At 57.0% G+C, this 13,192-nt stretch carries 11 protein-coding genes and 2 other RNA genes; 4 read left to right on the top strand and 9 right to left on the bottom strand.

Going from position 1 to position 13,192, the window contains the following annotated elements:
- Positions 1–522 precede the first annotated feature (522 nt).
- The 8 genes from Q0796_RS17700 to Q0796_RS17665 all read right to left on the bottom strand — a co-directional run bounded on the left by Q0796_RS17700 (position 523) and on the right by Q0796_RS17665 (position 10,237).
- Complete coding sequence (locus tag Q0796_RS17700; protein WP_298445700.1) at positions 523–981, bottom strand: hypothetical protein; 459 nt, start codon at positions 979–981, stop codon at positions 523–525.
- Between the two features lie 58 nt (positions 982–1,039).
- Entirely contained in the window at positions 1,040–3,913 is a 2,874-nt protein-coding gene (gene gcvP / locus Q0796_RS17695) for an aminomethyl-transferring glycine dehydrogenase (RefSeq protein WP_298445698.1), read from the bottom strand.
- Between the two features lie 109 nt (positions 3,914–4,022).
- Positions 4,023–4,409, bottom strand: coding sequence for a glycine cleavage system protein GcvH (gene gcvH / locus Q0796_RS17690; RefSeq protein WP_298445696.1), 387 nt, complete (start codon positions 4,407–4,409; stop codon positions 4,023–4,025).
- Positions 4,410–4,426: 17 nt separating this feature from the next.
- Positions 4,427–5,521 carry a glycine cleavage system aminomethyltransferase GcvT gene (gcvT, locus tag Q0796_RS17685; protein WP_298445693.1) on the bottom strand — a complete coding sequence of 365 codons (1,095 nt, stop codon included), beginning with the start codon at positions 5,519–5,521 and terminating at the stop codon, positions 4,427–4,429.
- A gap of 336 nt (positions 5,522–5,857) precedes the next feature.
- Entirely contained in the window at positions 5,858–7,057 is a 1,200-nt protein-coding gene (locus Q0796_RS17680) for an FAD-dependent oxidoreductase (RefSeq protein WP_298445690.1), read from the bottom strand.
- Positions 7,058–7,088: 31 nt separating this feature from the next.
- A complete protein-coding gene (gene ubiH / locus Q0796_RS17675; RefSeq protein ID WP_298445688.1) occupies positions 7,089–8,288 on the bottom strand; it encodes a 2-octaprenyl-6-methoxyphenyl hydroxylase in 1,200 nt (399 codons plus the stop codon).
- Positions 8,289–8,291: 3 nt separating this feature from the next.
- A complete protein-coding gene (pepP, locus tag Q0796_RS17670) occupies positions 8,292–9,593 on the bottom strand; it encodes a Xaa-Pro aminopeptidase (RefSeq protein ID WP_298445685.1) in 1,302 nt (433 codons plus the stop codon).
- 65 nt (positions 9,594–9,658) lie between these two features.
- Positions 9,659–10,237 carry a UPF0149 family protein gene (locus tag Q0796_RS17665; protein ID WP_298445682.1) on the bottom strand — a complete coding sequence of 193 codons (579 nt, stop codon included), beginning with the start codon at positions 10,235–10,237 and terminating at the stop codon, positions 9,659–9,661.
- 127 nt (positions 10,238–10,364) lie between these two features.
- Here Q0796_RS17665 and Q0796_RS17660 point away from each other — a divergent pair, with 127 nt between their 5' ends.
- From Q0796_RS17660 to Q0796_RS17645, 4 genes are all read left to right on the top strand, one after another.
- Entirely contained in the window at positions 10,365–10,703 is a 339-nt protein-coding gene (locus Q0796_RS17660; RefSeq protein ID WP_298445679.1) for a cell division protein ZapA, read from the top strand.
- A 49-nt stretch (positions 10,704–10,752) separates the two neighbouring features.
- Positions 10,753–10,932, top strand: a non-coding RNA gene (ssrS, locus tag Q0796_RS17655) — 6S RNA.
- Between the two features lie 220 nt (positions 10,933–11,152).
- Positions 11,153–11,332: non-coding RNA, 6S RNA (gene ssrS / locus Q0796_RS17650), on the top strand.
- Positions 11,333–11,576: 244 nt separating this feature from the next.
- Positions 11,577–12,176, top strand: coding sequence for a 5-formyltetrahydrofolate cyclo-ligase (locus tag Q0796_RS17645; protein ID WP_298445677.1), 600 nt, complete (start codon positions 11,577–11,579; stop codon positions 12,174–12,176).
- Positions 12,177–12,185: 9 nt separating this feature from the next.
- Here Q0796_RS17645 and Q0796_RS17640 read toward each other — a convergent pair whose 3' ends face one another.
- Positions 12,186–13,028 carry a DUF2797 domain-containing protein gene (locus Q0796_RS17640; RefSeq protein WP_298445675.1) on the bottom strand — a complete coding sequence of 281 codons (843 nt, stop codon included), beginning with the start codon at positions 13,026–13,028 and terminating at the stop codon, positions 12,186–12,188.
- Positions 13,029–13,192: the final 164 nt, after the last annotated feature.

Here is a 13,192-nt window from a genome sequence, read left to right as displayed (position 1 = left end):
ATTCGTCAGCAAGTTGCATAATCAGCCAAGCTCTTTGATATAGCTGTGTTTTCTGGTTTGATTTGATCAACAACGCCCACCGGCGCTGTCACGTTACGCCAAACCGCGGCTAACGTGACCGACCAAAACTGGGGATCCCCATAACCCGTCGGGTTGATGAGCCGTAGGTTTGATTAGCCGCAGGCGTAATCGAACATTGCCCGCGATTGCGGTACCGGCTGAGGTTGGCACACAGGCGCTGTCACGTTACGCCAAACAACGGCTAACGTGACCTACGAGGCTTAGCTTTTATCTCACCTACAGCGAATGTCTGCCTGCTTATCGTAGGGCGGGATTTATCCCGTCGCTGCAGATATGGCAACAAAACAGTCAGTGGATTTACACGATATTAGCGCAAAGCTGTCGGCAAAAGATGCCGACCTACTGGGTAGAGCAAAGGCTCGTAGGTTTGATTAGCCGCAGGCGTAATCTAACTATATCTAAATTTCTAGTCACCCAACGATGATAATAGAAACTGAACATTCACCTAAAAAAACCAAATAAGCTAACAACGATACTTACCACAGCAACAGCAGCAGTAAAAATAGCAATTTGCACGGCTCTTTTTGCCTCAATAACAGCTAGGTGTGATTGATAACCAAAGTATGCTTCTGGTTTTAATTGCCAAATTCCCTGCAGGCTAGTGCTATTCGTTCCATCCATTAGCGTCAAGGCGTGTAAAGAATTAGGCCCATTAGGCTCTAGACATATTTCGCGAAACACCTCTGCAATACGATATTCGCCCAATCCAGATAACTCTTCACTTTTCGCCGCTTCATTAATACTAAATCGGTCTCTGGTTTTTGCTCTATCGATGATGTACTCAGTAACCCTGATAACATCTAATCCATGTTTTTTATTCCTATTTATATTAAACATAAACTCAATCTTCCCTGAAATATTTAACAAAAACAAAACGCGCCTTTCGGCGCGTTTTCTCATTCAAGCTCAGCTATTACCAGCCAAGTTACGGCTAAGCGCTGAAGCGGATTGCTTCGGCTTATTCGTAAGCGTCCATCGGCACACAGGCGCAGAACAGGTTGCGGTCGCCGTACACATCGTCGATGCGATTTACCGTTGGCCAGAACTTGTTGTCGCGGGTGGCGGCGGTGGGGTAGACCGCCAGCTCGCGGCTGTATGGGCGGGCATCGAAGCTTGGATCAACAATGTCGTCCAAGGTGTGCGGGGCGTTGTGCAGCGGGTTGTTGTCCGCTGGCCAGTCGCCGTTGCCTACCTTGTCGATCTCGGCGCGGATCATCACCATCGCTTCAATAAAGCGATCCAGCTCTTGCTTCGATTCCGATTCCGTTGGCTCAACCATCAGCGTGCCCGCAACAGGGAAGCTCATGGTTGGGGCGTGGAAGCCGTAGTCGTTCAAGCGCTTGGCGATGTCCATTTCGGTCACGCCGGTGGCTTCTTTGAGTGGGCGCAAGTCGATGATGCATTCGTGGGCGACGCGACCATTACGGCCGGTGTACAGCACCGGATAGTGCTTGCCCAGTTCGTGCGCCAAGTAGTTGCCGTTCAGCATCGCCACTTGGGTGGACTGACGCAGGCCAGTGTTGCCCAACATTACCGTGTACATCCAGCTGATCGGCAGGATAGAGGCGGAGCCATACTGCGCCGCCGAAACCGCGCCGTTGTTTTCGCTGGCCGCGCCGGTTTTCACCACCGAGTGACCCGCCACAAACGGCGCCAAGTGCGCTTTCACGCCGATTGGCCCCATGCCCGGGCCGCCGCCACCGTGGGGGATGGCGAAGGTTTTGTGCAAGTTCAGGTGAGATACGTCCGAGCCGATGTGACCCGGCGAGGTTACGCCCACCTGCGCGTTCATGTTGGCGCCGTCCATGTACACCTGACCGCCGTGCTGGTGCACTAAGTCGCAGATCGCGCGGATCTGCTCTTCGTACACGCCGTGGGTGGATGGGTAGGTGGCCATGATGCAAGAGAGGTTGTCGCTGTGCTCTTCCGCTTTGGCTTTTAGATCCGCCATATCGACGTTGCCGGATTCATCACAGGCCACCACCACCACTTTAAGGCTGGTAAGCATGGCCGAGGCCGGGTTGGTGCCGTGGGCAGAGCTTGGGATCAAGCAGATGTCGCGGTGGCCTTGGCCGATGGATTCTTGGTACTTCTTGATCGCCAACAGGCCAGCGTACTCGCCTTGAGCGCCGGAGTTTGGCTGCATGCACATGGCGTCGTAGCCGGTGATGTTAACCAAGTATTCCGCCAAGCTGTCGACCATCGCCTTGTAGCCTTTGGCCTGCTCTTGCGGGCAGAACGGGTGCATGTTGGCGAATTCAGGCCAGCTGACCGGCATCATCTCGGCGGTGGCGTTGAGCTTCATGGTGCAAGAACCGAGCGAGATCATCGAGTGGTTCAGCGCCAAGTCTTTGCCTTCGAGCTTGCGGATGTAACGCAGCATCTCGGTTTCGCTGTGGTAGCGGTTAAACACTTCGTGCTGCAAGAAATCGGTATCGCGGGCGGCGTAGCTTGGCATCGCCACCTCGGCTTCGACTGCGGCCACGCTGAGGCCGTGATCGGCGCCTAAGATCACGTCCCACAGCAGCGCCACGTCGGCACTTTTATGGGTTTCATCCAAGCTGATCGCCACCACACCGTCGATGTCCATGCGCAGGTTTAAACCAGCGGCATCGGCACGGCGTTGCAGCGCGGCTTTGTCGGCCACTGCCACGGTTAGGGTGTCGAACCAGTTGCGGTTTTGCGGCGCGTGGCCCTTGGCGCTTAGGCCAGCGGCCAGCACCGAGGTTAACCGTTCAATCCGTTCTGCAATCGCTTTCAAGCCCTCTGGGCCGTGGTAGACGGCGTAGAACGAGGCCATGTTGGCCAGCAACACCTGAGCGGTACAGATGTTGGAGTTGGCCTTTTCGCGGCGGATGTGTTGTTCGCGGGTTTGCATTGCCATTCGCAGCGCAGGCTTGCCACGGGTGTCTTTCGACACGCCGATGATGCGGCCAGGCATAGAGCGCTTGTAGGCGTCGCGGGTGGCGAAGAAGGCGGCGTGGGGGCCACCGTAACCCATCGGTACGCCAAAGCGCTGGGCTGAGCCAAACACCACGTCTGCGCCCCATTGCGCTGGCGCTTGCAGGCGGGTAAGCGCCATTAAGTCGGTGGCCACACACACCAAGCCTTTGTTGGCGTGCACCGCGTCTGCCAAGGCGCGGTAATCTTCGATGGCACCAAACTGGTTGGGGTACTGCAGCAAGATGCCAAATGCGTTGTGATCCGCCGCTTGCGCGGCTGGGCCAACAATAACCTCTAAGCCCAGTTGCTCGGCGCGGGTGTTGACCACGTCCAAGGTGTGCGGGAACACGTCATCGGCCACAAAGAACAGATCGGACTTTTTGTTCTTAGAGGTACGCTTGGCCAGTGCCATCGCTTCGGCGGCGGCGGTGGCTTCATCCAGCAACGAGGCCGAGGCCAGCTCCATGCCGGTCATGTCCATCGACAGCTGTTGGAAGTTGAGGATCGCTTCTAAACGGCCTTGGGCGATCTCTGGCTGGTATGGGGTGTAGGCGGTGTACCAGCCCGGATTTTCCAGCACGTTACGCTGGATCACGTGGGGAACGCGGGTGCCGTAGTAGCCCATGCCGATGAAGTTATTACGCACTTCATTTTGCTCGGCCATGGCACGCAATCGCGCCAGCGCGTCCACTTCCGCCATCGGCTCGCCAACGGTCAGCGAATCGGTCAGCAAAATGCCTTCCGGTACGATTTGCGCGGTCAGATCGTCCAGACTGTCGGCACCAATGGCGCTGAGCATCTGTTGTTGTTGGGTAGCGTCTGGGCCGATGTGGCGACCGATAAACTCGTCGCTGCGATCCAGCTGCTTGAGAGTGCGAGGAGTACTCATAGAGGGCAGATCCTTCAACTTGGTAGGGTAGTTTGCGCGCCTCTTAAGTGGGCGCTGCAAGAAAAAAGACAAAGCCCCACAGATGGGGGCTTTGATGATTCAGTGACGCTTAGTCTTCGATGCTGGCCAAGTAGGCGTCGCTGTCGAGTAAGCTAGCCAGTTCCGCTTCGTCGCTGGCTTTTACTTTAAACAGCCAACCGTCACCGAAAGGATCGCTGTTTACGGTTTCTGGCGCGTCTTCCAGCTCTTCGTTGATGGCGATCACTTCGCCGGTCAGCGGGCTGTATACGTCAGACGCGGCTTTAACCGATTCCGCTACCGCGCAATCTTCGCCAGCATCGACGTTGTCGCCAACGTCTGGCAACTCAACAAAAACCATGTCGCCCAGCAGCTCTTGGGCGTGCTTAGAGATACCGATGGTGTAAACGCCGTCACCTTCTGGGCGAACCCATTCGTGGCTGGCGGCAAACTTCAACTCAGATGGAATGTTGCTCATGATCGTATTCCCTTTATTTAGAATGCTTTTTTGCCGTTGCGTACAAAGCACGGCTTAACAACGTCCACTAGAACGCGTTTTTTACGAATGCCTACTTCGGCTTGGCCAGATACCGCAAACGGAACTCGTGCCATCGCCACTGCGTGCCCTAAGGTGGGCGAGAAGGTGCCCGAGGTGATCACCCCTTCGTGTTCGTTGCCGTCGCTGTCTTTGACGAACACCGGCATGCCTGCACGCAATACGCCTTTTTCGGTTAACACCAACCCAATCAACTTGGCGGTGCCTTCGGCTTTTTGCTGCTCTAGGGCTTCGCGGCCAATAAAGTGGCGTTCAGCCGGTTCCCAAGCGATGGTCCAACCCATGTTGGCCGCCAGAGGGCTGATGGTTTCGTCCATGTCTTGGCCGTACAGGTTCATGCCAGCTTCTAAGCGCAAGGTGTCACGGGCGCCCAAACCGGCCGGTTTTACCCCTGCGGCCAGCAGTTGCTGCCACAGCTCGGCGGCTTGATCGTTCGGCAGGGTAATTTCGTAGCCCGCTTCGCCGGTGTAGCCGGTGGTGGCAATAAACAGATCCCCCGCCTGCACCCCAAAGAAGGGTTTCATGCCGTCAACGGCGGCGTTTTGTTCGGCGCTGAATACTTGGGCGGCTTTGGCTTTGGCGTTGGGGCCTTGCACGGCAATCATCGCCAAGTCGGTTTGTTCGGTAATGGTGATGTCGAAGGCATCGGCCTGTTGGCCTAACCATTCTAAATCTTTAACGCGGGTGGCGGAGTTCACGACAACGCGGTAGAAGCTGTCGTTGAGGTAATAGGTGATCAGATCGTCGATGACGCCGCCATCTTGGTTGAGCATGCCGCCGTACAGCGCTTTGCCCGGGGTGGTGAGTTTGGCCACGTCGTTGGCCAATACGCGCCGCAGGAAGTCGCGGGCATCGGCGCCGTGAATATCCACCACGGTCATGTGGGAAACATCAAACATGCCGGCGTCGGTACGCACCTGATGGTGTTCATCCAGCTGCGAGCCATAGTGCAACGGCATATCCCAGCCGTGAAAATCCACCATTTTGGCGTCAGATTGAAGGTGTTGCTCAAACAGTACGGTTTTGCTGGCCATATCGATATCAGTTCCTTGGATATAACCAATCGAATCGATGCTTGAGTTTTATTGCTGCTTAGAACGTGCCGTTTAGGGTGGCTCAACGTGCCGTTAGAGCCACCAGCGCCGAGCGCCTTGATTGGAACGATCTAGTCAACGCACTCAATAACGCACGTCGTCAATACGATTGGTTTTGGCTCAGCGATGCCTCACTCTTGGCGCAAATGCGCGCTGGATCACATCGCACTTTTGCGGCGCATTATACCTATCACTGCGCCGCTGTATACAATTTGTATGGCGCCAGAGTGACATACAGCACAAACCGTTGTACACCCTGTTCACCCTAGTGTTTTATCAACGCGTTCCTGCGCTGTGTTGCAGCCCTAACGCGTGCGCCAACAATTGGTTTTTTACCCCGCCAGCGCGGTCGACCAAATTCATGCCCAGGCCACGCACGGCCTTTTTCAGCGGGTTGGAACCGGCAAATAACCAGCGAAATCCATCCATCGCCGCCAGCATCTCTTGGGCGGCCGCTTGGCGCTGACGCTCGTAGCGTTGCAGCAGCCGTAACGAGCCAATGTCCCAATCGCTGTTTTGTGCTTCTTGTAAGGTGGCCACCAACGCCATCGAATCGCCAAAGCCAAGGTTTACCCCCTGCCCCGCCAAGGGATGAATGGTATGGGCGGCGTCGCCCAGCAAGGCGATGCGCGGGCGCACAAAGTCGCGGGCGTAACGCATCATCAACGGGAACACCGGTCGTGCGGATTCGATCTGGATTTGACCTAAGCGCGATTCGGTGGCCACCGAAATGGCCAGATCAAAGTCGGCTTCACTCAGTTCGCTGCGCTGCTGCGCCAACTGCGGCGATTGCGACCACACAATGGAGCACAGGTTGGGATCGCTCAACGGCAGTAACGCCAATGGCCCTTCCGGCAGGAACACTTGGCGGGCGACGCCATTGTGGGGCTGCTGGGTGCGTACCGTGCCCACCAACGCGTGGTGGCCATAATCGCGGAAACTCAGCGGAATTTGGCACTGCTGTCGCAACCAAGAGTTGGCGCCATCCGCCGCCAGCAACAACTGCGCGGTGAGCATGGTGCCGTTGTCCAAGTTCAGCCACGCGTCGCGTTCGCTAACGGCGACCCCTTGCGGGGTGGCGATCAGCAGCTTAATGGCTGAGATCTGCTCGGCGCGCTGCCACAGGGCGTACCCGAGGGCGTCGTTTTCAATGATGTGGCCCAGATCCGGCTCGGCCACGTCGTCGGCGTGAAACTCAATGCCGGCCAGATTGTCTTTGTCCCACACCTGCATGCCGTCGTAGGGGCTCAGCCGATCGCTTGGCAACAGTTGCCATGCGCCTAAGTCGCGCAGCCACTGTTCGCTGGCGCGGTTGATGGCCGACACCCGTAATTTGGGCTCGCCGCTGACCGGTTGCGGTGCCGCCCGTTCAACCACGGCCACCTGATAGCCCGCTTGCGCTAAGCCAATGGCGGTAGCCATGCCAACCATGCCGCCGCCAACAATGGCAATATCGACCGATTCCGTGGTGACCATATCTGTTTCTCCTACGCCCTAACGGCTGTGGTTAGTTGGCGCTGCTGCGCCAGCCCATCGCTTGATAGGCCAGCTTGCGTTTCCAAGTGGGGATCAGCGCCATCGACAACAGGCCGCAGTTGCGCCCCAATGCCATCACGCGAGATGAAGTTGAGAACAGCTTAACCAGCCCATCGGTTAGGCCCGTTACCCGTTGGCGATCCGCCTCGCGGCTGTCGGCGTAGGCCAACAAACGGCTAAATTCACCGGGGTCTTGTTGCTGTTCTAATGCTTGTTGTAATTGCTGCACCAGTGCGGCCACATCGCGCAGCCCTAAGTTAAAGCCCTGCCCCGCAATCGGGTGCACGGTTTGGGCGGCGTTGCCGATCAACACACAGCGGTGATGATGGATGCGCTCGGCCTGACACAGGGCTAACGGGTAACTGGCGCGGGCGCCGATCTTGTCAATGCGGCCAAGGCGCTGCCCAAACGCTTGTTGCAGCTGACGGCGGAATTCGTGCTCGCTCAGTTGCAAACGCTGCTGCGCTTGTTCGTCGCTTTGCACCCACACCAACGAATAACGGCCATCGCTCATCGGCAATAGCGCCAAGGGGCCATCGGCGGTAAAGCGCTCATAGGCGGTTACGCCGTGTTCGCTGCAACTGATGTTGGCGATCACCGCGGTTTGTTGGTACGGCTGCCGTTCTAGGCCAATGTGCAGTTGCTGCCGCACCTGCGACATGGTGCCATCAGCGCCCACCACTAATTTGGCCTGCAGTTGGCTGCCGTCGTTCAGGGTAAGTTCAGTGAAATCGGCATGCTGGCGTAGATCCGCCAAGGAGTTGGGGCAATACAGGGTGACATCGGCTTGCTGCAGCTGCTGCCACAACGCGGCGCCGGTGCGTTCCAGCTCAACCACTTGGCCAAGGCTGGCCACGCCATATTCGGCGGCGGTCATGGCGACGCCACCAAAGTGGCCGCGATCAGACACTTCGATGCGTTCAATCGCAGCCGCTTGCGGCGCCAGGTGCGACCACAATCCCAGCTGTTGCAAGGTGCTGACGCTGCCGTCGGCTAAGGCGATGGCGCGGCTGTCGTAGCCCGGATGGGCATGATCGTCTACCGCTTTGGCTTCAATCAACGCCACCTGATAGCGGCGCTGATTGGGGCCTTGCAGCCTCGCCAGTGATAGCGCCAAGCAGGCGCCCGCCATAGCGCCGCCAACAATGGCAATATCAACTTGTTTTTTCACGGTTTATCCTGCCATCAACGCTTCGATATCTGCGATCTCTTTTACCACGGCGGCGGTCAGGTTGATGTGACCATCTTCGGTAATTGCGATGTTATCTTCGATGCGAATGCCGATCCCTTGCCATTTTGGATCCACGTCGGCGTCGGGGGCGATGTACAAACCCGGTTCGATGGTCAGCACCATGCCTGGCTCCAGCGGCCGGCTGCGATCGGCGCTGTGGTAATCGCCCACATCGTGCACATCCAGCCCCAACCAGTGGCCAAGGCCGTGCATGTAGAACTTCTTGTAGGCTTCCGTTTCGATCAGGGTTTGCACGTCACCGTGCATGATCCCCAATGCCACCAAACCGCCGACCATGATTTGTAACACCTTGGCGTTGGCGTCTTTAATCGCCACGCCGGGTTTCAGCATCGCAATGGCGGCTTTTTCGGCCTCGAGCACCAAGCGGTACAGCGCTTTTTGTTCGTCGCTGAACTTGCCGTTGATTGGGAAGGTACGGGTAATGTCACCGGCGTAACCTTGGTATTCGGCACCGGCGTCAATCAACACCAATTCGCCATCTTTCAAGGCGGATTCGTTTTCGGTGTAGTGCAGCACGCAGGCGTTGTCGCCGCCGCCAACAATGGTGCCGTAAGCCATCTCTACCGCGCCGTTCATGGCACAATGGTGTTTGATGGTGGCTTCCAGTTGGTATTCAAACATGCCCGGCTGACACAGCTGCATGGCGCGGCTGTGGGCGTCGGCGCTGATCTGACACGCTTTAGCCATCAGTTCCAGCTCGGCGGCGGATTTGTGCAAGCGCAGTTCGTGCAGTGGCTGGCGTAGATCCTGCACGCGGTGCACCGGCGCTAAACCTTGGCGCTGCCCCCCACGCAAACGCTGCAACAGCTGCGCTACGGTGTCGTCTTCGCGCTTGGAAAAGCCGGGGCGGTGCATCAGTACGTCAAAGCCGTTCACCAGCTTTGGCAGCTCTTGCGCTAACTCTTCCACCGAATAAGCGGCATCAACCCCTAGCGCCTTAGGGGCACGTTCTACCCCCAAACGGCGACCGTGCCAGATCTCCATCATCTCGTCACGGGGCCGCACGAACATCACCGACTCTGGGCTTTGCCCTTTACGCAACAGCAAAACGCTGTCGGGCTCGTTAAAGCCGGTAAGGTAAAACAGATCGCTGTCTTGGCGGAAGCGGAACTCAGTGTCGTTCGAACGCGTTACTTCACTGGTGCCATACACCAAGGCAACGGCGTTTTCTGGCATCTGCGCCAACAGCTGTTGGCGGTGGGCGGCGGCTAGGGTTTGATCCATCACTTTTGTGTCCTTTACTGCTTATTGTTTGATTTAGTGCAGCGCTTACGCTGAAGCCTTGCCTGTTAGTGTAAGGTTTTTGGCTCGCTGTCTTCGTCTTCGTCGTCAGCTAAGCCACGGAATTCACGCAGACATTCCCACGCGCCAATGCGAGCGTGTTCAATCAGGGCATCAAATCCGGCTTCGTTCTCGTCGTTGTCTTCCACTTCCAGCTCAACCAAGGTGATGTCGGTTAAGTCTTGGATCAGCTCTTGCACGTCGGCAGAGGCTTTATCCAGCGCCGGTTGCACCATCGCTAAACCGGTTAGGAAGCTTTGTACCCAGTTGATGAACGCTTCTAAGCGATCGCTTAATGGGTCGTCCTCTTCCGCCAGCAGCGGCGAGAAGCTCAGCTCGGGATCCACCAAGCTGTTTACCACGTCTTGGTACAACTCTTTTACGATCGCCATCAGTTCGTCAGACAGCGGTTCACCGTCGTTCACCAATTCCAGCAATGGCTGCACCCACTGGTTGTTTTCGATGGTCACCCCACCACACACAAGGCCAGTTAACACGCCATGAATTTCAGCAGGTAATAGCGCCAGTTTGTCGTTATCCAGGGCGGATTGCAGTTTGCCTAGCAGCAACGGAGATGTGGATTTCATATCAGAGAAGTTCCGAGGTTAAAAACTGCAGCCATGCTACCATACCCCACCAGAATCGCTCCACTTGACTGCGCAGCACAGACGGTGCACAAACTGGGGCCAGTTTTTCATTTAATTCAGGTTTTGCATGAGTCACGACACCACCGACATTACGGTTCTGGGGCGCAACTACACCGTTGCTTGCCCACCGGATCAGCATCAACGCTTGCAATCGATCGCAGCCGAACTCAACACCCGCATCGAGCAACTGAAGCAACGTACTGGCAGCCCAAGCATGGAACACCTTGCGGTGATGGTGGCGTTGAATCTCTTGCACGAACAGGACGAATCGCAAATACAGCATGCGCAGCAGCAAGTGCAACTGCAACAGCGCCTCACTGCGCTGCAGATCACCATTGACCAGCGATTAGGCGAACGCGCCACAAAGCCCAAAGAAGCGGTTGAATCGGATCCGGAAGCGCCATAGACTGCAGCGGTGAGTTAGAAGAACGCCACGCGATTTTCGACCCTCACTAGGCTCCCTGAAGTGTACGCCAGCGAATAACGTCCCTGGCCGATGCTTTTACCCCCAGGGTGTTCAAATGGTGCGGCTGCGCATGCTCGGCATGACCGAGAAGCCGAAAGCACACGATGGACACCCGCCTTGAATTTTCGGATTCGAGGGCAACCCTTCGCAGCGGCACTGCGGGGAGCTATTAACACCCCCCTTTTCTTGGGCCTTCGCCCCACGTGTTCCCCTTGCAATTTGTTTTCCCGTTGCCACGGCAACCCCGCGCCATTGCACGCGTAACGCCCTTGCTCAGTAATCCGTCGAACACCTCACAAAGTCCAAAAAAGCGGTTGAATCGGATCCGGAAGCTTCATAAACTGAAGCCGTGAGTTAGGAAAACGCCTCGCGCTTTTCTACACTTGCTAGGCTCCCTGAAGTGTACGCCAGCGAATAACGTCCCTGGCCGATGCTTTAAACCCCAGGGTGTTCAGACGGTGCGGCTGCGCATGCTCGGCATGACCGAGAAGCCGAAAGCACACAATGGATACCCGCCTTGAATTTTCGGATTCGAGGGCAACCCTTCGTAGCGGCACTGCGGGGAGCTCTTAACACCCCTTCTGGGCATTCGCCCACGCTTTATCCCTCACTCTGTTTATTGAAACGACGGCCTACGATGGCGGTTTTGCTGTGTCTGACGTTTGGCTTTAGTGGCGGCTGAGGTGGTTATCCCACCCGTTTGGCGCTGACGCGACAGCAGCCACGGCGTTGCCGATCTCGCCCAAATTGCATTGGCATAAATCACCGCCTCGGCGCAAACTAAGTCGTGACATGAGTGTGATGGGGTAAGTCATGCAGCAACGACAACAGTTACGACAGCAATTGCGCCAAGCGCGGCGCAGTTTAAGCCACGAACAGCAGCGCGCGGCGGCCATCAATTTGGCGGCGCACCTGCCCGACAACAGCTTGCTGCAGCATGCCAGCCACGTGGCGCTGTATCTGGCCGCCGATGGCGAGCTGGATCCGCACCTGTTGGCGGAAATACTGCACGCCCGCGGCAAAACCCTCGCTCTGCCGGTGATCCACCCCTTTCATCCCCATCAACTGTTGTTTCAGCAATACCTGCCGGGCATGGCCATGCGCCCCAACCGCTTTGGCATTGATGAACCGCGATTAGATAAGTCGGCGTTGGTGCCGCTGTTTGAATTGGATGTGGTGCTGATGCCGCTGGTGGGGTTCGATCTGCACGGCAATCGTCTGGGCATGGGCGGTGGGTTTTACGACCGCACCTTAGCGGGGTTGGCAGCAACACAAAGGCCAACCCTGATTGGGTTGGCCCATGAAGTGCAGCAAGTGGATCGCCTGCCCGACAAACCGTGGGATATCCCACTGGATGCCATCGCCACGGCGACGATGCTGCGTCAGTGTCCGCGCGGCAGCAACAACGAATAGGTCGCGGCGTTATTCGGCGCTGAATTCCACGTCGTAGCCGGTGAATTTACGCAGGTTGATCACCCCCGTATCCAGCAGCAGGTATTGGCCTTTAATGCCTTGCAGCACGCCGCGCACTTCTGGGTTTTTATCGAAGTTGTGCGAGCTGATCTTGGTTGGCCATTGGCTCACTGGAAACTCAATCTGCACCTGCATGTCGCCCAGCACTTCAATGCTGTCGGCGCCAAACTGCTGCTGCAACTCCGCCAATCGTGGCGCCACTTCCGCCAGCAACCGTTTGCCTTCGGCCACCAAATCGATGTGCTCGCCGTTGCCTTTGAGCATGGTGCGCCAGTTGGTTTTGTCGGCCACATGTTCCGCAATCGCTACTTCCACCAAGCCCGACAGTTGCCGTGTGGCCACTTTCAGCAGCGGCAACGCTTCGGTTGCGCCCTGATCCAACCAGCGCGTTGGGATCTGGGTGTGGCGGGTAATGCCCACCTTAACGCCCGACGTATTCGCCAGATAAACGTAATGAGGCACCATGCAGTTGGCTTCGCCCCACTGCGGCTCACGGCAGGTGCCTTCGGCGTAGTGGCAGGTTTCTGGCTTCATGATGCACATGTCGCAGGACGCCAGTTTCTTCATGCAGGGGAAGCAGTGCCCCTGCGAGTAGCTCTTATTGGTTTTACGGCCACAGGCGGTGCAGTTGATGGTGCCGCGGTAGATCAAGGCGATCGGCTGGCCGATGTGTTGATTCAATGGCACCAACTGATCGCCTAAGCGCAGTTGATATTGGGCGGCGTCGGTGGGGTTTACCAGTTGCTCTACTGGGGCCACGCTGATGGCCATTTTGGTCAGGTTTCCGTGCATCTGCTGCTCATTACTGGGGAAAGTGAACGAAGTGTATCATGGCCTTTGGCGCTGGGATTAGGTCACAAAAAAACCGCACTGTGCAGTGCGGTTTTCAGCGTTCTGGCGACGGCCATGACCACTCAAAGTCTAAGGGCGAGCCGCGTCTGGGCGATCACTCGTTT

This window comes from uncultured Ferrimonas sp. (assembly GCF_947489035.1).
Taxonomy (GTDB): Bacteria; Pseudomonadota; Gammaproteobacteria; order Enterobacterales; family Shewanellaceae; genus Ferrimonas.
This window is presented reverse-complemented; position numbering and strand designations above follow the sequence as displayed.